The sequence below is a fragment of the Neisseria blantyrii genome (genome assembly GCF_962747855.1).
GTDB lineage: Bacteria > Pseudomonadota > Gammaproteobacteria > Burkholderiales > Neisseriaceae > Neisseria > Neisseria viridiae.
The window spans coordinates 142,378-162,118 of the sequence record NZ_CAUIZY010000001.1; the positions used below are offsets into that span (position 1 = coordinate 142,378).

A 19,741-nucleotide genomic window follows, 5' to 3' on the forward strand; every position below is an offset into this window, starting at 1 on the left:
CGACTGCCGGGGCAAATCTCAATCCCACATACGGTACGGGCTGACATAACACAGCGTTTTAAAAACATATTTTAACGCTTTTCGGCACAGATAGAAATGCCGTCTAAAGCAGTTTACGGCTCTTCAGACGGCATTGCCCTGCCTTATTTCGCGAAAAACGTATGGGCAAAAATGGCGGTAAACCACACCCAACCGATTCTGTTGTTTGCCAAAAACGTTTCAAAACAGATTTGCCGGACGCGGCTTTTGATGGCGGCATATTGGCAGTATTGCAGCAGCAGAACGATGGGGATTGCCGTCCAATATGCCCATGTCGCACCGATAACCGCCCCCAATACTGCCATCAGCAGGGTAAAGCCGCCATGACACAGCATAACGGCGGCGATATCGTAACGCCCGAACGTGATGGCGGAGGTTTTGATGCCGATTTTCAAATCGTCTTCTTTGTCCGCCATGGCGTAAACCGTGTCATACGCCAGTGTCCATAACACATTGGCGGCAAAGAGTATCCACGCTTGAGGCGGCACGTTTCCGGCGACGGCGGCAAACGCCATCGGGATACCGAAGGAAAAGGCAAGCCCGAGATAGAGTTGGGGAATCGGAAAAAAACGTTTGGTAAACGGGTAAGTCAGCGCAAGAAACAAGGCAGGCAGGCTCATCAGCCAAGTCAGATGATTCAGCGGAATCAGGCACAATGCGGCAAGCAGGCACAAAAATGCCGTCAGCAGCAACGCTTCTTTTTTCTTGACCCTGCCCTGTGCGAACGGTCGGTTTTTGGTGCGCTCGACAGCACCGTCAAAATCGCGGTCGGCAAAATCGTTGATGACGCAACCGGCACTGCGCATTAAAAACGTACCGATTGTAAACGCCGCCAATACCGTCCAATCCGGAATGCCGTCTGAAGCCAGCCACAACGCCCAGTAGGTCGGCCACAGCAAAAGCAGCGTCCCGATGGGCTTGTCCGTCCGCATCAGACGCAGATACACATCCAAACGGTCGGTCAGGCGTAAAAATAAAGGGGATTTAGGATTCATATTGCCGCACAGCTTAAAAAACCGGTATTTTATCCGATAAAGCGTTTCAGTTCGGGCAGAAAATACTCGGTCAGCAGCATTTCCTCACCGTGATGGGAAAACCGAGAACGCCGAGCGGCAAAGTACCGTCCGCATCCTTCGCTGAAAACAGCAAACTCAAACGCCGAACGCGCCCCTTCCAAATCGGCTTGAAACAGACGTTCGCCCAAAGGGCGCGTGCCGCAGTCCAAAATGTTTTGCCAAAACGCCGAACCTATCCGGCACTCGCTCCTTGCCGCGACAACAGGGATACCGTCCAGCTTCAACAAAACTTCACGCACCAGCCTCCCTCCGCATTCCGTCTCCAATTCACCCAGTTTCAGTAGTTCCACCGAAAATGTATGCGGCAAGGCGCGCAATGCGGCGGTCAGCGACCGGGCTTTCAATAACCGACTCATCGGCAGGCTGATGCCGTCTGAAACGGAGGCAGGCAAATCTGGCAGCCATTTCCCAAATAGGTGTTCCATATTTTTCCCAATCTTTATACCGCGTCTGTTTTATCCAACTCCAACCATTCCGCCTCAGGGAAACTGTCTTTCAGACGGCATTGCAGATAGTTCAGGCTGTCTTGCGCAACGCATTCGTCAGAACTGTCATGAATATGGTTGAAGACGAGGCTGTGCAAGCGAATGCCGTATTGTTTGAGCGCGGCGAAACTGAGCAGGGTGTGATTGATGCTGCCGAGCCGTCCGCTGGTAACGAGGATGACGGGATAAGCCTGTTGCTGAATATAATCAATAGTTAACAGGTTTTCCGTCAGAGGAACCATTAATCCGCCTGCGCCTTCGACCAACACGATTTCGTATTGCGCCGCCAATTCTTGCGTGGCGGTGCGGATTTTGTCCAAGTCCAAAACCCTGCCGTCCAGACGGGCGGCGAGATGGGGCGAGGCGGGATAGCTGAAGATTTCGGGCATGGTCAGCCCTTGTTTGTCGGCTTCCTGCATGGGTATGCCCATGATTTTGCGGTGGACGGCGATGTCGTCGGCGATATTTTGGCAACCGGTTTGCACGAGCTTTTGCGTGATCACACTTTTGCCTTGCTGCAACAATTGTTTTGCCAATACGCCGGTGGCGACGGTTTTGCCGATGTCCGTATCAATGCCGCTGACGAAGTAAACGCCTTTCATTTGTTGTGTTCCTTCAAAATGTGTACGGTTTTATCGGCAAGTTCGGTCAAGAGGCCGTCTGAAATAATGTAAGGCGGCATGAGGTACACCAGCCTGCCGAAGGGGCGCACCCAAATACCCTGCGCCACGCAATCCGCTTGAAAATGCGCCATATCCACGCCTTTTTCCAACTCAATCACCCCGATGGCGCCCAAAACGCGTACGTCTTTCACGCCGCGAATGTCCCACGCGGCTTTCAGACGGCATTTTAAGATGCTTTCAATGCGGCGGATATTTGCCTGCCAATCTTGGGACAAAAGCAGCTTGACCGAAGCGCAGGCAACGGCGCACGCCAGCGGGTTCGCCATAAATGTCGGGCCGTGCATAAACACGCCCGCTTCGCCCTGCGAAATCGTTTCGGTAACTTTTTGCGAAGTAACCGCCGCCGCCAGCGTCATATAACCGCCGCTCAAGCCCTTGCCGATACACATAATATCCGGCACGACCTCCGCGTGTTCGCAGGCAAACATCTTGCCCGTGCGCCCGAATCCGGTAGCGATTTCGTCAAAAATCAACACGATGTCAAATTCGTCGCACAAATCGCGCAATCCGCAAAGATACTGCGGATGATAAAAATACATGCCGCCCGCGCCCTGCACGACCGGCTCCAAAATAAAGGCGGCAATATCCGCATGATGCGCTTCAAACAAGGCGCGGACAGGTTGCAAATCCGCCTCGTCCCATTCATCGTCGAAACGGCTTTTCGGATTACCGACAAAATAACGCTGCGGCAATGCGCTGCCGAAAATATGGTGCATCCCCGTTTCCGGATCGCAGACGGACATCGCGTTCCAAGTATCGCCGTGATAGCCGCGCCGCACCGTCGCCATATTTTGTTTTGCACGCAAACCCCGCGCCTGCTGATATTGCACCGCCATTTTCAGCGCGACTTCCACCGAAACCGAACCCGAATCCGCATAAAAAATACGGTCCAAACCCTGCGGCAAAATTCCGACCAATAATTTGCCCAGTTCCACCGCCGGCCCGTGCGTCAGGCCGCCGAACATCACGTGTGCCATTTGTTTCATCTGATTCTCAACCGCTTGATTCAAAACGGAATGATTGTACCCGTGTATCGCACACCACCAAGACGACATCCCGTCAATCAGCCGCGTGCCGTCCGCCAATTCAATAAACACACTTTCTGCACGTTTGACAGGATAAACGGGAAGCGGATTGGTCATGGAAGTATAGGGATGAAGCAGATGGGTACGGTCGAAATCAAGCAATGATGATGTGTGTTGATGTTCAGACGGCATAAATTTCTCTCTTTTCTTCTTACTGTATTCAAACGCAAACGCGTATTCTACTCCGACAGACCGCTTCCCACACCTTTCCATCCGTTTCGGGCGCAAAACCGCGAAACAAATCGTTCCGCAGCATAAGCGCACACCGTTTCGCATTCCTCAAGCCTGATTGGAATCAGACGACCCAACGTCCAATACCGTTTCACACAGCCTCCGCCCAACGCTTCAATCAGTCATAGATATAGTGGATTAACAAAAATCAGGACAAGGCAACGAAGCCACAGACAGTACAAATAGTACGGCAAGGCGAGGCAACGCCGTACTGGTTTTTGTTAATCCACTATATTTTCAAACCGGAAAAATGCCGTCTGAACCTTCAGACGGCATTCCATTCATATTTATTCGTCTTTTTTGTGTTCGATGGCATTTCGGGAAAGATTGCCGCCGTAAGGCTCTTCAACCGTATATTCCCCCTCGATAATATCGTCATCGTGGGAAAAGCCCTCTTTTCTGCCCGATTGGTTCATGTTGAAAAAATTTTCCGCACCTCCTGCCTGCAACACCGCCCCTCCCTTAAACGGCAGCAGCAGCAATACCGCCAACACCGAGGATACGAATCCCGGACTCATCAGGCAGACCGCCGCCACCGTATAACGGATAGGCCACAACATCTGATAAACAGACACCTTCCCACCACTTTTTACCGCCGCGCCCGCCAATAAAAGACCGGACAGCCCCGTATGCCTGAGCATCAGCACACCGGCGGCAAAACCTGCCGCCATCAAAAACAGCGTCCAACCGCCGCCCAGCCAATCGGCAACCCACACAATCGACATAATCTCCAAAAACAGCAGCACCAAAAAACCGATACCGAAAAATCTCATTGACCGTCATCCTTATATTTAAGTAAACAGCAAACCGCCCGAACAGGACTCCAAGTGACCTGCCTGTAAATGATTACAAAACCATGTGCTTCAAGCCGAAACAATGTGAAATCACGCAATAATTATGTGGCTGTCCTAGATGACTAGGATAAACCCGATTTTACTAATTGTTTTAAAATGGAAATTTGAACTGTTATCTCACTGTTGTTAAAACGCCATTCGCACTCCTTTAAATACAGCTCAAAATGCCCTTTGGGAATGCCGTTAAACTTGCGTAAATGACGTTTTGCCTGGTTCCAAAAGTTCTCGATTCCATTGATATGGTTTTGTCGTTCGGCAAAATATGTGCTGTGATTGATACGAAAACGAAGTTTCAGCGAAGCTAAAATGGCTAAATTCGCCCACATCCAATACATCATAGCTACGATAACAATCCGTATAAACAATGCCGTCAGGTTTCACCTGTTCACGGATAATAGGAAATAAAGTAGCGGTTTGAGTATTCGGTACAGTAACCGTATAAACCTTACCATTTCGCTTCAAAAGACCGAATACGGCGACTTTACCGGCAGCACCGCGTTTGCCTTTGCGTTGCCCGCCAAAATAACTTTCATCTGCTTCTGCTTCGCCATCAAACATTTCCAAATGCAGACTGTTTTGATAAATAAGTAATCGTAAACGATGAAAATAATAGGCTGCGGTATTTTTATTAACGCCTACTAACTCTGCTGCTGTTCTTGCAGTTACACCTGCAACAAATAGCCCAATGAGTTTATTTTGTTTATACCGGCTTAGACGACTTTTTCTCATAGGGATAATTCTAACTTAATTTGAATTTCCCTAGTTATCTAGGACAGCCCCTAACTTAAACTCAACAAGTAGCATATGTGCAGAACGCACGCATGCGGTTCTCAAGGTTTGAGCTAAGAGGCCGTCTGAAAACAGAAAAAACGTTTCAGACGGCCTTTGTTTAACGTCACTAAGTCAGTAATGCCGCCGCGCCCTGTGCCTCTGAAGTAATAGGCAGAACATTCGGCCACGGAGAAAACAAAAACGAAACCGCCCGGGCAATCGGACATTTCCTTTTAGGAGCAGCTATCGCCCGCGTCAACGGTGGTAATTTTGCTGCCGGCGGCTTGGCAGCAGTTGCAGCTGAAAAGGCAGCGGAACATCTTGGTCAACAGTATAACGATGGTAAAACCGCAATCGATCCGCAACAGGCGAGTTCAATGCCAACCTGCTGCCGGAACATATCAAAGAAGAAATCAAATCAAAGAGCTGGGTGATTGCATCACTGACGGGAGCGGCCGTGGGCGGCACGCCGATAGACGTGCAAATCTGAGGGTCGGTCGGACAGAATGGAGTAGAGAATAATTTAGTGGGTATATCATTATGTTGTATTGACTGATTTTTCGCATACTCACTGATTTTTTAAAATCTTTTTACATGGTTATAGAAATTTCGGTGTGGGAAAGTGATAAAAGTTTTAGGTTGTGTATGTGTCGCAGCATTGAGACCTTATCTAAGATATGAATATTAGCTTAGAGTTTCAAAGAGAATGCGGCAAAGGCTTAAGGAGTCAGGTTTTGCCTTCTGACAATGGCGCGGATGACGGTGCGGTTGGGGTGTAGGGCGTGGCGCAGGCGTTGTGAAAAGGGGTGGGGCAAGCCTAGGATTTCGGCGGCAACGGCGGCGGCGCAGATGGGTGCGGTGGCAAGCCCGCGTGTGCCGTGGGCGGTGTTGGCGTAGGCATTTGGCAGGTATGGGCAGGGGGAATCTATGCGGTAGTTTTTGTCCAGCGCGAGTTTGGCGTAGGTCTGCCGCATGGCGGCAATGTTGCCGAGTGCGCCGACGACGGGGAGGTGGTCGGGGCTGTCGCAGCGTATGGCGGCGTGCCCTTGGTGTTTTTGGGGGTTTGGGTTGGCGGCAAACAATGATTCGGCAAGGGCGGGGTTAAGTTGTGCCAATGCTTGGCGGTTTGAGGCTTCTTCGGCTTCGTTCCACCCGGTATGGCTGCTGTTGGGAATAAAACTCGCGCCGTAGCAGTGCAGTCCGTGCCACGACGGGCTGATGTAGCTTTCGCCTGAAACGGCGCAACGCAGTTGTTCGGAAAACGGGGTGGACGGTGTGAGGCCGGTTTGTCCGCGTATTTGCCTGAGGGGCAGGGCGGCGAGGTTGGTTTCGGGCAGGCGGGGGCTGTGCGCGCCGGTGCAATAGATGATGTGTGTGGCGGAAAATATGCCATTTGGCGTGGTCGCAATCCACTTTTCCCCGTCGTGGGAAATGTCGGTTAACGGTGTGTCTTCGTGCAGTCCGATCAGCGGATGGCTGAGGAGGGCGTGGACGAATGCGGGCGGATTGAGCCATACGCCGTGCTGCCAGTAGAGTCCGCATGATGGTTCGGTGTAGGGGGTGCTGAGGGGGATACCGGCGATTTTTTCGGCTTCTGCAGACGTGATGCTGCGGTAGAGGTGTGCATGGTGTTTTTGTAACCCCAATTCGTGATTGCGTTGTTGTTCGGTGCGGCTGTAATTGAGGTGGATGATGCCGTTTCCGCCCCATGTGTCGGAGTCGGGTAGGATGTGTTCGAGCAGGCGTTTGGTGTAGCCGTAGCCGGCAAGCAAAAGTTCGGTCTGTTCGGTGTCGTGCGGTGAGATTTTGGCGTAGAGCAGCCCTTGACGGTTGCCGCTGGCGGCTTGGGCGGCTTTTCGGGCTTCCAATACGGTAACGGAAATGCCGTATGATGCTAAGGCGTGGGCGGTTGCCGCCCCGGATATGCCTGCACCGATGACGAGGATGTGTTCCGGTTTTTGCCGTTCGGATGTTTGTGGAAGTGCAAACCAGGGTTTGTCGGGCTTGCTTTCGGTTTGTGGGATGGCTTCGGTCTGCCAGGAAATGTGGTGGAAGTGTTCGTGCAGGTGGTGGGTGCGTGAAGGTGGAACCAGCCAGAAACGAACATCGGGCAGGATGTGTTCGATGAGGTTGATGCTGTCGAACTGGAGGCACTGGGTTGCCTGATCCAAACGGTGCTTCAGACGGCATTCCGCGTCCGAAGCATCTTGTGCGGTTTGAAAATCGGGAATCTGATTATCGGGAAGGCAGACAATCAGGTTGAGCGGGTGTGCGTGTTTGCGGATGGTTTGGTCGAGTGTGCGGATGTCGGGAATGCCGTCCCATACGAGATTGTCCATATCAATGCCGTCTGAAGTGTGGGTTTGAATATCGGTATCGGGATAAAGCTGTTAAAATACGCGCCGTTTGAAGGCACGCGTACGCCTGCCGGATATTGTATGCCGAACCGAGGTGTTTTTTGAATAATATTCCTGTTGAAATCCGTTTGTTGAAAAACCGTACCGTGTTGGTTTTGACTTATGGGGACGAACCTAAAAATCTGCCTGCCGAATTTTTACGCGTCTATTCGCCGAGTGCGGAAGTGCGCGGACACGGCGTGGGACAGGATGTTTTGCAGACCGGTAAGGCGGATGTGCAAATTACGGATTTACAGCCTGTCGGTCAGTACGCGCTGAAAATCAGTTTTTCGGACGGGTACGACAGCGGTCTTTACGATTGGGCGTATCTGCACAGACTGGCATACGGATACGATGCGATGTGGCAGGAATATTTGGACAAATTGGCGGCGGCGGGTGCGTCGCGTTTTGAAAAGCAATCAGATTGTTAAGTTTGGGATGCCGTAGGGCGGCATCAGGGAGGTGGTTAGAATATGGGCGGACAAAAAACGCATTTCGGGTTCAGCACGGTCAACGAAGATGAGAAAGCCGGAAAAGTGGCGGAAGTATTCCACTCCGTCGCCAAAAACTACGACATTATGAACGATGTGATGTCGGCAGGGCTGCACAGGGTGTGGAAGCATTTCACCATCAACACGGCACACCTGAAAAAAGGCGATAAAGTGTTGGACATTGCGGGCGGTACGGGCGATTTGTCGCGCGGTTGGGCGAAACGCGTTGGCAAGGAAGGCGAGGTTTGGCTGACCGATATTAATTCCTCTATGCTGACCGTCGGGCGCGACCGTCTGTTGAACGAAGGCATGATTTTGCCCGTGTCGCTTGCCGATGCGGAAAAACTGCCTTTCCCCGACAATTATTTCAATTTGGTTTCCGTGGCGTTCGGTTTGCGGAATATGACGCATAAAGATGCCGCGCTGAAAGAGATGTACCGTGTTTTGAAACCCGGCGGCACGTTGCTGGTGTTGGAGTTTTCCAAAATCTACAAGCCGCTCGAAGGCGCATACGATTTCTATTCGTTCAAGCTGCTGCCGGTCATGGGCAGGCTGATTGCCAAAGATGCGGACAGCTACCAGTATCTCGCCGAATCCATCCGTATGCACCCCGATCAGGAAACTTTGAAACAGATGATGCTGGATGCGGGCTTCGACAGCGTGGATTATCACAATATGAGTGCGGGGATTGTGGCCCTGCATAAAGGCGTGAAATTTTAAACGGATTGCCTGTGCAGCCAATGCCGTCTGAACACGTTTCAGACGGCATTTTTGTGTTTTTTGAGACAAAGGTTTTAAATCTTAAAAATTAATTCACATACATATCAATAATTTATAAACTTCCTAAAAAATAGGAACAATTATCATTTGCAAGATTGGGAGATGTCTGTATAATGCAGCCAATCCAGTAAACAACGCAGCAGACGAAAGGAGGGAAAAATGCCGGAAAGTATTTTCAAACAGATTTCCTCCGATATTTTGAGGCTGCACCGTGATTCTGTTTATTCCCTGCTTGCCACTTCCGGCTGCAATTGTCAGGTGCATGAGGCGGCGTATGTCAACATCGACGGCAAATATTATATTTCGCTTTCGTGTGAGCCTGAGGTAGGGGAAGTTAAAACAGGTATTTTGCTGATTGAGGATGAAAGCCGCAACCTTCGTTTGAGCTGGGTTGGCAGTGCTCGGGAACTTGACCGCAAGGATAGTGTCTATAAGCGTGCCTTGTCTGCGCTATCCAGAAAGATGGAGCGGTGTAAAGACAAGCTGCATACGGCGGTTCAACCGTTTTTGTTGGAGCTGGTGCCGGAGAAAGGCAGGTTTTCTGTCGGTGATGAAGAGGTTTGGGTTTCTCAAAACGATTTAGTGAGAGCTTTATATCCTGTCGGATACAGTATGCGGCAGGCAGTGTTGCAGATTTAAAGTTTTGGTAGTGGTTTGTGTTCCTTTTGCGCCCCTTTCCCAAGGGGCGATTTTTTTGCACGCGTGTTGGCAGCAAAGGAAAAATGCCGTCTGAAAGGCTTTCAGACGGCATCCGCGTGCGGAATTACCTGTCCGGTAAAAGACGGATACCTTGATTGCCCAGCCGTTTTGACAATTCGGCAACCTTTCCGTGTTTTCCTAAAACAAAATCAGGGAGGATTTCTGCCAAAGGGCGGATGACGAAACTGCGTTCGTGCGCGCGCGGATGCGGCAGGGTGAGTCGGGGGTCGTCGCTGGAGATGCCGTCAAAGTCGATGATGTCCAAATCCAATGTGCGCGGCGCGTTGCGGAAGCTGCGTTCGCGTCCGAAATCAGCCTCGATACGGTTGAGTTCGGCAAGCAGGGCAATGCCGTCCAAAGTGGTGGAAACGGTGCAGACGGCATTGACGAAATCGGGCTGATTGTCGTAACCGACGGGCGCGGTCATATACAGTGAGGAAGCCTGTTCAAGCCGGATGTCGGGATGGGAAGAGAGTGCGTCCAATGCGCCGCGTACCTGTTGGGCAGGGTTTTCAAGATTGCTGCCCAAGGCGATGACGGCAAAATGTCTGTTGTTCATGGCAGTGTTTCAGAAAGGCAGGACTTTGGTTTTGGCAAGGTAAACGATGCAGGCGACGCAACACATAGCGAACAGGTAAACGGTGTAGAACTTGGTCGAACGCGGACGGGCGCGCATCATCATCATACCCAATGCGATATAGGCGAGCAGGAGCAGGATTTTTGTGCCGAGCCAAGGCGCGTTGAACGGGGAGAAATGGGTGATCTTCATCAGCCACAATCCTGTAAACAGCAGCATCGTGTCGTTGAGGTGGGGCAGTGCCTTCCAAAAGCCCGCCAAGGGCTTTTCTGGATTTTTCCAAAGTAGGAAAAAACGGATGTTGAATACCAAAATGGTGATGGTAACGAAGATTTGATGGCTGTATTTGACAATCAGATACTGCATGGTCGGCTCTTATCAAAATAAGGGTTGGAATCGGCTTATTTTACCGCAAACATTTATTTTTGACGTAACTTTTCAAATGCCAACAGATAGGGCGGGTTGTTTTTCCGGTTGGTAAAGCCGTAACGCAAAACGGCAAACTGTTCTTGAGGCAGGTTTTTTGCCCATTGTCCGACTGCTTCCGCTTCCTGTTTTCCGTTTTCGTGCCCGGGGTAGAGGACGGCAATAAGCATACCGTTTTCTTTCAGTAGGGATAAGGCGGCAGAAAGGGCGGGAATGCTGGTTTCCGTATGGGTGGTAAGGCTTTTGTCTCCGCCGGGCAGCCAGCCAAAGTTGAAAATGGCGGCATTTAGCGGTTCTGAAACATATTGTTTCAGGTTTTCGTGTCCGTCTAAGATGAGTTGCACATTCTCGTATCTCGCCTCTTTCAGACGGCATCGGGTGCGGCTCAGGGCTTGCGGTTGGATATCGAATGCCCACACTTTCCCCAGAATGCCTGCTGTTTGTGCAAGAAAAAGGGTGTCATGTCCGTTGCCGGCTGTGCCGTCCAAGGCGTTCCCGCCTTCGGGCAGTGTTTGCTGTAAAAGGTAATGGGCGAATGGAATGATGTTTTGCAATAACATTTTTAAATGCTGTCAGAAAATAAAAATACCTTACCGATGCCGGTAAGGTATTGGAATATATTGATTTGTGCGGATTATTCAGCAGATTGTTGGACGGTTTCCACTTGGACGAGGGTTGATGCAGGTGCGGTTTGGGGTCTGTTTTCGTGTTGAAGGTTGACAGAGCGTGCCGGTACGATGGTGGAAATGGCGTGTTTGTAAACCATTTGGGTTACGGAAGTGTTTCTCAGGAGAACAACGTATTGATCGAAAGACTCAACCTGACCTTGCAATTTGATACCGTTAACTAAGTAAATCGAAACCGGAACATGCTCTTTACGCAATGCGTTCAGGAAGGGATCTTGCAACATTTGTCCTTTAGCTGTCATATTTTTTAACTCCGCTATTATGATTGTGAAATCGGGCAAATGCCCTGTATTTGTAGAATTGTAGCCTTTAATAGGAAAAATTACCAATTTTTTTTGTGCTTGAAACGGATTTCTACGCTAATTGTTTGCATACATTAAGAACGTTGCTGCAGCATCCATGATTCGATTTTGCGTGCGTCGTTGACCCGCGTGGCGGATGTAGGCGAATTTAACAATATGATGGTAACCGGTTGGTTTTGAATATTGGCCCTGACGACCATAGACCTGCCCGCCTCGCGTATATAGCCTGTTTTCTGCAGCTCGATGTTCCACATGCCTTCCCTAACCAAGGCATTGGAATTTTTATAGTTTTGCTGTCCATTTTTCGTTTGTACGGCGGCATGGTTGGAGGTCGAGTTGATACGTATCTGGGGATATTGTACGGCTGCGTTGACCATAAGGCTTAGGTCTTTGGCTGTGGAAACGTTTTGGTAGTTGAGGCCGGTCGGTTCGTAAAATCGGCTGCTGTACATACCCAGGCTTTGTGCTTTACGGTTCATTGCGGCGACAAATGCGCCCATGCCGCCGGGGTAGGTCCTCCCAAGCGCGTGGGTGGCTCGGTTTTCGCTGCTCATCAGGCTTAAGTGAAGCAGCTCTTTCCGAGTAAGGGACGTGCCGATGGCAAGGCGGCTGCCTGTTCCTTTGATGCGGTCGATTTCGTCTGGCGTAATGGTAACGGTTTCATCCATGTTTAAATTTGCATCTAAAACGACCATTGCGCTCATGAGTTTGGAGATGGAGGCGATAGGCATGATTCTGTCGGCGTTTTTCTGATACAGTATTTGTCCCGTTTTATTATTGACAACCAGTGCGGATTGGGAGGAAAGAATCAGCCCGCCTGTAATGGCTTGAGTGTTGGTGGGGTGTATTGTGCTTTCGGCGAATATTTCTATCGGGTCGGAGGATGTGAACAGGTTATGTTCCAAAAATTGTCCTAAAATATCGTCTTCAGCAAAGAGATATGCCGAAGGCAGGGACAGGCATAAACCGAGTAGCAGAGACGAAGGCAGATGTTTTAAGGTGCGGACGGACATTTTTGATTCCATTGATTGAATGTTGACGTTATTTTGTTGAAAAAACAGATATATGTAAAGTATGTTGTCAGGGAGATAGGTTGCTTGTATCCGTAATGTAAGATTGTTTTTATTAATAACATATTGTTTTTATTAAAAACATTTATTGTGATTTAATTTCGGCGGTTTGATTTGAAACAGAGGCCGTCGGTTGAATCTATGCGCCTCGAGGCGGTAGAATCGGGGTTTGCTTAGATATCAAACTAATGCACAGGTGTGTGCTGATGCATTGTTTTAATCGTTGAAATATTGGGAGTACGGATTAATGGGTTTGAAATATGAATTTACCCTGCCTTCAAGCAGCGGTGCGGATTTCCATTCGGCAGAACATCTGCCTTTGGTTGTGTATTTTTATCCGAAAGACAGTACGCCCGGCTGTACGACGGAGGGGCTGGATTTTAATGCGAGATTGGAGCAGTTCGGCGACTTGGGTTATACCGTGGTCGGCATTTCGCGAGACGGGGTGAAGGCGCATCAGAACTTTTGCGAGAAACAGGGTTTCCGGTTTGAACTGTTGAGTGACAAGGATGAAACAGTGTGCCGCCTGTTTGATGTCATCAAATTGAAGAAACTGTATGGGAAAGAGTCGTTCGGTATCGAGCGCAGTACGTTTGTTCTGAATAAGAGCGGTGAAATCGTCCATGAATGGAGGAAGGTCAAGGTGGCGGGTCATGCGCAGGAAGTGCTGGAAACGCTTTCCTGATTATGCGGGTTTCGCTTCCTAACCTGTTTCAGACGGCATTTGTTTGGAATAATATGGAAGAAGATTTGATTGACAGGCTGCTTGAAACCTTGTGGCTGGATCGGCGGCTTAGTCGGAATACCTTGGACAGCTACCGGCGGGATTTGGAAAAAATTGCCCGCCGGTTGTCTTTGTGCGGTCAAACCCTGAGGGATGCGGACGAATCGGATTTGGCAGCGGCGGTTTATGTTGCCAGTGAGAAACGAAGCTCTCAGGCCCGTGCATTATCAGCATGCAAACGCCTGTATATATGGATGGAGCGTGAAGGCATGAGGACGGACAATCCCACCCGTTTGCTGAAACCGCCCAAAATCGACAAGAATATTCCGACCCTGATTACCGAGCAGCAGATTTCCCGACTGCTTTCCGCACCGGATACGGATACTCCGCACGGTTTACGGGATAAGGCATTGCTTGAATTAATGTATGCAACCGGCTTGCGTGTTAGCGAAGCGGTCAGGCTGAGTTTTGGCAACCTGGATTTGGACAGGGGGTGTATCACTACCTTGGGCAAGGGTAACAAGCAAAGGATAGTGCCGATGGGGCGGGAGTCCGTATATTGGGTGGAACGTTACTACAAGGAGGCGCGCCCGTTGCTGTTAAAGGGCAGGTCTTGCGATGCATTGTTCGTCAGTCAGAAAAAAACAGGCATTTCCCGACAGCTGGCATGGATGATAGTGAAAGAATATGCAAGTCAGGCAGGTATCGAACACATCAGCCCGCACAGCCTGCGCCATGCTTTCGCCACACACTTGGTGCAGCACGGATTGGATTTGCGCGTGGTTCAGGATATGTTGGGACATGCCGATTTGAACACGACTCAGATTTATACCCATGTTGCCAATGTGCGGCTGCATAGCGTGGTTAAGGAACATCATTCCCGAAATTGAGGCTCTGTTCCCTCATCTGCTTCATATTAATAAAAAACCAATCGAAAATAGAAATGCGATAAAAAAATACCAAGAGAACCGAGTATCTTAACCTTGCAATACGAACTGTTTTTATTTATATTTGCGTACGATAATAAAAGCTGCTATCAGTATGATAGTTTGAGAACACACGGAGTATAAAATGTTTGTCTGTATCTGCAATGCCGTTACCGACCATCAAATCAAAGAAACTATTGCCGCAGGCGCGACCACAATGGGTGATTTGCAATCGCAGTTGGGCGTGGCAACCTGTTGCGGCTGTTGCGGGGAGCTTGCTGCTTCGTTTTTGACGGCGCACAATGCGCAACCGACGGTTACGGCAGGTATTAGCGTTCAAGCGTAAAACGGTTTTAAAAATGCCGTCTGAACAGTTCAGACGGCATTTTTGCTGTTTTTGGCAGGACTTGGGTATCATCTTCCTCGAAAACATTGTTTTTTCCCAAATAGACCATGATTCTGCTGCGTCTAAGGCTTTGGCGTGTGTAAATTGACAGATAAGGAAACGCGGATGAAATTGACCTTGATGTTTCGCGAATATTGCAGCTTGTGCCACAAAATGCGCGACGAACTCAAACCTTTTCAGGATGAATACGGGTTTGGCTTGGTTGTGTTCGATGTGGACGACGATCCCGCTTTGGAAGAAAAATACAATGAACTGGTGCCCGTTTTGTTGGCGGGAGATGAGGAAATCTGCCACTGGTTTTTGGATGAGGACAGGTTGAAACAGTTTCTCGAACGGTAAAAAAAATGCCGTCTGAAGCAGGACTTCAGACGGCATTTTCAGCTTGAATCAACGTTCTTCGCGTTTTTGTGGAACAGAGGACTTGCCATTAAAGGCGGCGCGTTTAAATGCTTGGTAAATTGCCAGTCTTCTTCGATGTTGCATATCGGCCCTTTCTTTCGTTTTATTTGCCGGTCGGGAGATTTTGATTTATTGATTTTCCCAATAAAGGTTATGAAATTCATTGTGAGATGTTATTGCCGGCAATCATACCATTTTTTGAACGGGGCGGGGGTATGGCAATGTAAAGATGATGGCGGGTTGCGTTACTTTCTGATTTTATAAAAAACCGCCAAGTCGGGGCTTGGCGGCGGAAACGGAGGGGAGGGCGGCATCAGAGCAGCTTGGAAACGACCTGTGCAAGGGCTTTTTGCCAGTCCGACGGTTTGATGCCGAAGCCGCTTTCGATTTTGCGGCAGTCCAAAATGCTGTATGCGGGCCTTGGGGCGGCGGACGCAGAACCTTCATCCGAAACGGCTTTCAGTTCGGGAACGGGAAAAGAGGCATCCTGCTGCAATGCCGTCTGAAAGATGTGCCGGGCAAATTCGTACCAAGAAGCGGATTGCTTGCCGGCATAGTGGTAAATGCCGCGCACGGGCGACGTTTGCTGAAAAAGGCGGATGATGGCGGCAGCCAGGTCGCCAGCGTAGGTCGGGCAGCCGGTTTGGTTGTGTACGGCGGACAGCGGAGAACGTTCCCGCGCAAGGTTCAGCATGGTGCGGACAAAGTTGTCCCCGTATTCGCTAAACAGCCAAGAAGTCCGCAGGATAAGGCTGTCGGGATTGGCGGACAGTGCGAGAAGTTCGCCGGCGGCCTTGGATTTCCCATATATATTGAGCGGGTTGGTAAAGTCGCTTTCCAAGTAAGGTTTTTTGCTTTGGCCGTCAAAGACATAGTCGGTCGAAATGTGGACGAATCGGGCGTGGGCGCGGTGCGCCGCCGAAGCGAGGTTGTACACGGCGGAAGCATTGACGGCAAATGCCGCCGCCGCATCGCCTTCTGCTTTATCGACGGCGGTGTAGGCGGCGGTATTCACAACGGCATCAGGCTGGAAATTCTTTATCATATTGAAGACGGCATCGGCATCGGTAATGTTTAAAGATGCGGAATCCGTCGCGATGGTTTCCCAGCTTTCCGGAATGCGGTCGCGCAGGCAGCGGGCAAGTTGGCTTTTTGAGCCGGTCAGTAGAATCCTCATAAGGCAATTTCCTTGATAAAAATGTATTGTAAGGTTTGTTGCCGATATTATAGTGCCAAAATTTTGCCGGTGTCCGATGCGCCGGTATTTTGTGTTAAGAGTATTGTTTTATACCGACTTCGGCTAAAATAGCGCGATTCGGTTCCGATTCCGATTGTCGAGTGTCGTTTCGGTATTTTTTAAGGCATTTTCAGGGTGATGTGAAATGAGTGTAACCGGCTTGGTAAAAATTTATTCCGGCAAAGTCCGCGATTTGTACGAAATTGACGATAAACGTATGCTGATGGTCGCTTCCGACCGCTTGTCCGCGTTTGATGTGATTTTGGACGACCCGATTCCGGGTAAGGGCGAAATCCTGACGCAGATTTCCAATTTTTGGTTTAAAAAACTGGCACACATTATGCCTAACCACTTTACTGGTCAGACGGTTTACGATGTTTTGCCCGAAGGCGAGGCCAAAGTTTTAGAAAAACGCGCTGTCGTGGCTAAAAAGCTCACTCCGGTGAAAGTTGAGGCGATTGTGCGCGGCTATCTGGCAGGCAGCGGTTGGAAGGATTATCAGAAAACCGGCTCGGTTTGCGGTATTCGGCTGCCCGAAGGTATGCGGGAAGCGCAACAACTGCCCGAAGTGATTTTTACGCCCTCAACTAAAGCCGCAGTCGGCGATCACGATGAAAACATCAGCTTTGAAGAATGCGGACGCATTATCGGCAAAGAGCTGGCGGCGGAAGTGCGCGCCAAGGCGGTTCGGCTTTACACCGAAGCGGCGGAATATGCCAAATCGCGCGGCATCATCATTTGCGATACCAAATTTGAATTCGGTTTGGATGAAAACGGTACGCTGACGCTGATGGATGAGGTATTGACTCCTGATTCAAGCCGTTTTTGGCCGGCGGATCAATATAAAGTCGGCACTAATCCGCCGTCTTTTGACAAACAGTTCGTCCGCGACTGGCTGGAACAAAGCGGTTGGAACAAAAAAGCCCCTGCGCCTAAAGTGCCTGCCGATGTGATTCGGAAAACGGTCGAGAAGTATCGGGAAGCATTGACTTTGCTGACTCAGGATTGATTTTTAAGTTTGAAGGCCGTCTGAAAGAGATATGTTTCAGACGGCCTTTTTATTGTATCAATACTGGATTTTAAGGATGGTTGCCTTTATAATCCGCAATTGTTTTCAGCGTCCGAAAAGGCCGTCTGAAAGCTTGTTTATAACCTGCCGCACGGTCTGAAACCCTAACTATGCACATTCGGATTTTAGTGTGCATTATTAGTGTTTTAGCAGTGCGGTATTTTGAAAGGAACAATGATGTTCAATAAACACGTTAAGACCTTCCAATACGGTAATCAAACCGTTACTTTGGAAACCGGCGAAATTGCCCGCCAAGCCGCCGCTGCCGTTAAAGTATCCATGGGCGATACCGTTGTTTTGGTTGCCGTTACCACCAACAAAGAAGTGAAAGAAGGCCAAGACTTCTTCCCTCTGACTGTCGATTACCTCGAGCGTACTTACGCAGCAGGTAAAATCCCTGGCGGTTTCTTCAAACGCGAAGGCAAACAAAGCGAAAAAGAAATCCTGACCAGCCGTCTGATCGACCGTCCGATTCGTCCTCTCTTCCCTGAAGGTTTCTACCACGACATCCAAATCGTAGCGATGGTGGTGTCTGTTGACCCTGAAATTGATTCCGACATTCCTGCAATGTTGGGCGCATCTGCCGCGCTGGTGTTGAGCGGTGTACCGTTTGCCGGTCCGATTGGTGCTGCACGCGTGGGTTATGTAAACGGCGTATACGTTTTGAACCCGACTAAAGCCGAATTGGCTAAATCACAATTAGACTTGGTGGTTGCCGGTACTTCCAAAGCCGTGTTGATGGTGGAATCCGAAGCCGACATCTTGTCTGAAGAAGTGATGCTGGGTGCGGTTGTTTACGGTCACGATCAAATGCAAGTGGCCATTAACGCCATCAATGAGTTTGCCGACGAAGTCAACCCGGAAGTTTGGGATTGGAAAGCACCTGAAACCAATGAGGAACTGGTTGCCAAAGTACGCGGGATTGCCGGCGAAACCATTAAAGAAGCGTTCAAAATCCGTCAAAAGCAGGCGCGTTCCGCAAAATTGGACGAGGCTTGGAATGCGGTAAAAGAAGCCTTGATTACCGAAGAAACCGACACGCTGGCAGCCAACGAAATCAAAGGCATTTTCAAACACTTGGAAGCCGATGTCGTCCGCAGCCAAATTTTGGACGGCCAACCGCGCATCGACGGCCGCGACACCCGCACCGTCCGTCCGCTGAACATCCAAACCGGCGTATTGCCGCGCACGCACGGTTCCGCACTGTTTACCCGTGGAGAAACCCAAGCCCTTGCCGTAGCGACTTTGGGTACTTCGCGCGACGAGCAAATCATCGACGCGCTGTCCGGCGAATACACCGACCGCTTTATGCTGCACTACAACTTTCCGCCGTACTCTACCGGCGAAGTCGGACGCATGGGTGCGCCGAAACGCCGTGAAATCGGTCACGGCCGTTTGGCTAAACGTGCGTTGTTGGCCGTATTGCCGAAACCTGAAGATTTCAGCTACACCATGCGCGTGGTCTCCGAAATTACCGAATCCAACGGCTCTTCCTCTATGGCTTCCGTCTGCGGCGGCTGCCTGAGCCTGCTGTCTGCCGGCGTGCCTTTGAAAGCACACGTTGCCGGTATCGCGATGGGTCTGATTCTGGAAGGCAACAAATTTGCCGTTCTGACCGACATTTTGGGCGACGAAGACCACTTGGGCGATATGGACTTTAAAGTGGCCGGTACGACCGAAGGCGTTACCGCACTGCAAATGGACATCAAAATCCAAGGCATTACCAAAGAAATTATGCAGATCGCTTTGGCACAGGCCAAAGAAGCGCGTCTGCACATCTTGGATCAGATGAAAGCCGCCGTTGCGGGCCCGCAAGAGTTGTCCGCACACGCGCCGCGTTTGTTTACGATGAAAATCAACCAAGACAAAATCCGCGAAGTTATCGGTAAAGGCGGCGAAACCATCCGTTCGATTACCGCTGAAACCGGTACGGAAATCAATATTGCCGAAGACGGTACGATTACCATTGCCGCGACGACTCAAGAAGCCGGCGATGCGGCGAAAAAACGCATCGAGCAGATTACTGCCGAAGTGGAAGTGGGCAAAGTGTATGAAGGCACTGTGGTGAAAATCCTCGACAACAACGTCGGCGCGATTGTTAGCGTGATGCCGGGCAAAGACGGTTTGGTACACATCAGTCAAATCGCCCACGAGCGCGTACGCAATGTCGGCGATTACCTGCAAGTCGGTCAGGTGGTGAATGTGAAAGCATTGGAAGTGGACGACAGAGGCCGTGTGCGCCTGTCCATCAAAGCCCTGCTGGATGCGCCTGCCCGTGAGGAAAATGCCGCCGAGTAATGCTTAGGGTGAAAATGCCGTCTGAACAGGT

22 protein-coding genes and 1 pseudogene are annotated in these 19,741 nt (G+C 50.2%); 10 read left to right on the forward strand and 13 right to left on the reverse strand.

The window, feature by feature from the left end; all coding sequences use genetic code 11:
* Positions 1 to 143: 143 nt before the first annotated feature.
* The 7 genes and pseudogenes from ubiA to mnmC1 all read right to left on the reverse strand — a co-directional run bounded on the left by ubiA (position 144) and on the right by mnmC1 (position 7,563).
* Entirely contained in the window at positions 144 to 1,034 is an 891-nt protein-coding gene (gene ubiA, locus Q9J80_RS00790) for a 4-hydroxybenzoate octaprenyltransferase (RefSeq protein ID WP_301673554.1), read from the reverse strand.
* Between the two features lie 29 nt (positions 1,035 to 1,063).
* Entirely contained in the window at positions 1,064 to 1,540 is a 477-nt protein-coding gene (locus Q9J80_RS00795; protein WP_301673555.1) for a chorismate--pyruvate lyase family protein, read from the reverse strand.
* Between the two features lie 14 nt (positions 1,541 to 1,554).
* Positions 1,555 to 2,202, reverse strand: coding sequence for a dethiobiotin synthase (gene bioD / locus Q9J80_RS00800; protein ID WP_301673556.1), 648 nt, complete (start codon positions 2,200 to 2,202; stop codon positions 1,555 to 1,557).
* On the reverse strand, positions 2,199 to 3,500 hold the full coding sequence (gene bioA / locus Q9J80_RS00805) for an adenosylmethionine--8-amino-7-oxononanoate transaminase (RefSeq protein WP_301673557.1): 1,302 nt from the start codon (positions 3,498 to 3,500) through the stop codon (positions 2,199 to 2,201). Before bioA ends, bioD begins: the two co-directional genes overlap by 4 nt.
* Before the next feature lie 386 nt (positions 3,501 to 3,886).
* The gene (locus Q9J80_RS00810) at positions 3,887 to 4,372 is read right to left on the reverse strand and encodes an FxsA family protein (RefSeq protein WP_301668969.1); all 486 of its coding nucleotides are present in this window, start codon (positions 4,370 to 4,372) and stop codon (positions 3,887 to 3,889) included.
* A 143-nt stretch (positions 4,373 to 4,515) separates the two neighbouring features.
* Positions 4,516 to 5,182: pseudogene (locus Q9J80_RS00815) on the reverse strand (IS1595 family transposase).
* Positions 5,183 to 5,943: 761 nt separating this feature from the next.
* Positions 5,944 to 7,563, reverse strand: coding sequence for an FAD-dependent 5-carboxymethylaminomethyl-2-thiouridine(34) oxidoreductase MnmC1 (mnmC1, locus tag Q9J80_RS00820; protein WP_301673558.1), 1,620 nt, complete (start codon positions 7,561 to 7,563; stop codon positions 5,944 to 5,946).
* A 119-nt stretch (positions 7,564 to 7,682) separates the two neighbouring features.
* Between mnmC1 and Q9J80_RS00825 the strand changes: the two genes are divergently transcribed.
* The 3 genes from Q9J80_RS00825 to Q9J80_RS00835 all read left to right on the forward strand — a co-directional run bounded on the left by Q9J80_RS00825 (position 7,683) and on the right by Q9J80_RS00835 (position 9,530).
* Positions 7,683 to 8,051 carry a gamma-butyrobetaine hydroxylase family protein gene (locus Q9J80_RS00825; protein ID WP_301673559.1) on the forward strand — a complete coding sequence of 123 codons (369 nt, stop codon included), beginning with the start codon at positions 7,683 to 7,685 and terminating at the stop codon, positions 8,049 to 8,051.
* Positions 8,052 to 8,093: 42 nt separating this feature from the next.
* Positions 8,094 to 8,831, forward strand: coding sequence for a bifunctional demethylmenaquinone methyltransferase/2-methoxy-6-polyprenyl-1,4-benzoquinol methylase UbiE (gene ubiE, locus Q9J80_RS00830; RefSeq protein WP_301673560.1), 738 nt, complete (start codon positions 8,094 to 8,096; stop codon positions 8,829 to 8,831).
* A 219-nt stretch (positions 8,832 to 9,050) separates the two neighbouring features.
* The gene (locus tag Q9J80_RS00835; RefSeq protein WP_301673561.1) at positions 9,051 to 9,530 is read left to right on the forward strand and encodes an NGO0322 family iron-responsive protein; all 480 of its coding nucleotides are present in this window, start codon (positions 9,051 to 9,053) and stop codon (positions 9,528 to 9,530) included.
* A 124-nt stretch (positions 9,531 to 9,654) separates the two neighbouring features.
* Here the strand turns inward: Q9J80_RS00835 and folK are convergent, their stop codons facing one another.
* From folK to Q9J80_RS00860, 5 genes are all read right to left on the reverse strand, one after another.
* On the reverse strand, positions 9,655 to 10,149 hold the full coding sequence (folK, locus tag Q9J80_RS00840; RefSeq protein WP_101131417.1) for a 2-amino-4-hydroxy-6-hydroxymethyldihydropteridine diphosphokinase: 495 nt from the start codon (positions 10,147 to 10,149) through the stop codon (positions 9,655 to 9,657).
* A 9-nt stretch (positions 10,150 to 10,158) separates the two neighbouring features.
* A complete protein-coding gene (locus Q9J80_RS00845; protein WP_101131416.1) occupies positions 10,159 to 10,533 on the reverse strand; it encodes a SirB2 family protein in 375 nt (124 codons plus the stop codon).
* A gap of 53 nt (positions 10,534 to 10,586) precedes the next feature.
* A complete protein-coding gene (gene mnmM, locus Q9J80_RS00850; RefSeq protein WP_301673562.1) occupies positions 10,587 to 11,153 on the reverse strand; it encodes a tRNA 5-(aminomethyl)-2-thiouridylate-methyltransferase MnmM in 567 nt (188 codons plus the stop codon).
* Positions 11,154 to 11,227: 74 nt separating this feature from the next.
* Entirely contained in the window at positions 11,228 to 11,521 is a 294-nt protein-coding gene (gene hfq, locus Q9J80_RS00855; protein ID WP_118820057.1) for an RNA chaperone Hfq, read from the reverse strand.
* Positions 11,522 to 11,655: 134 nt separating this feature from the next.
* A complete protein-coding gene (locus Q9J80_RS00860; RefSeq protein ID WP_196428642.1) occupies positions 11,656 to 12,594 on the reverse strand; it encodes a serine hydrolase in 939 nt (312 codons plus the stop codon).
* Between the two features lie 304 nt (positions 12,595 to 12,898).
* On the opposite strand from Q9J80_RS00860, the gene Q9J80_RS00865 reads away from it, so the two are divergent.
* From Q9J80_RS00865 to Q9J80_RS00885, 5 genes are all read left to right on the forward strand, one after another.
* A complete protein-coding gene (locus Q9J80_RS00865) occupies positions 12,899 to 13,336 on the forward strand; it encodes a peroxiredoxin (protein WP_301673563.1) in 438 nt (145 codons plus the stop codon).
* 53 nt (positions 13,337 to 13,389) lie between these two features.
* Positions 13,390 to 14,265, forward strand: a complete 876-nt coding sequence (xerD, locus tag Q9J80_RS00870) for a site-specific tyrosine recombinase XerD (RefSeq protein ID WP_301673746.1) — start codon at positions 13,390 to 13,392, stop codon at positions 14,263 to 14,265.
* Between the two features lie 181 nt (positions 14,266 to 14,446).
* Entirely contained in the window at positions 14,447 to 14,647 is a 201-nt protein-coding gene (locus Q9J80_RS00875; protein WP_003677538.1) for a (2Fe-2S)-binding protein, read from the forward strand.
* Between the two features lie 13 nt (positions 14,648 to 14,660).
* Entirely contained in the window at positions 14,661 to 14,795 is a 135-nt protein-coding gene (locus Q9J80_RS00880; RefSeq protein ID WP_301673564.1) for a hypothetical protein, read from the forward strand.
* Between the two features lie 17 nt (positions 14,796 to 14,812).
* Entirely contained in the window at positions 14,813 to 15,046 is a 234-nt protein-coding gene (locus Q9J80_RS00885; RefSeq protein WP_301673565.1) for a glutaredoxin family protein, read from the forward strand.
* A gap of 373 nt (positions 15,047 to 15,419) precedes the next feature.
* Here Q9J80_RS00885 and rfbD read toward each other — a convergent pair whose 3' ends face one another.
* Positions 15,420 to 16,283 (reverse strand): dTDP-4-dehydrorhamnose reductase, encoded by an 864-nt coding sequence (gene rfbD, locus Q9J80_RS00890; RefSeq protein WP_301673566.1) that lies wholly within the window; start codon positions 16,281 to 16,283, stop codon positions 15,420 to 15,422.
* A 205-nt stretch (positions 16,284 to 16,488) separates the two neighbouring features.
* Between rfbD and Q9J80_RS00895 the strand changes: the two genes are divergently transcribed.
* Together Q9J80_RS00895 and pnp are read left to right on the forward strand one after the other, a co-directional pair.
* The gene (locus Q9J80_RS00895) at positions 16,489 to 17,352 is read left to right on the forward strand and encodes a phosphoribosylaminoimidazolesuccinocarboxamide synthase (RefSeq protein WP_301673567.1); all 864 of its coding nucleotides are present in this window, start codon (positions 16,489 to 16,491) and stop codon (positions 17,350 to 17,352) included.
* Positions 17,353 to 17,586: 234 nt separating this feature from the next.
* A complete protein-coding gene (pnp, locus tag Q9J80_RS00900) occupies positions 17,587 to 19,710 on the forward strand; it encodes a polyribonucleotide nucleotidyltransferase (protein ID WP_301673568.1) in 2,124 nt (707 codons plus the stop codon).
* Positions 19,711 to 19,741: the final 31 nt, after the last annotated feature.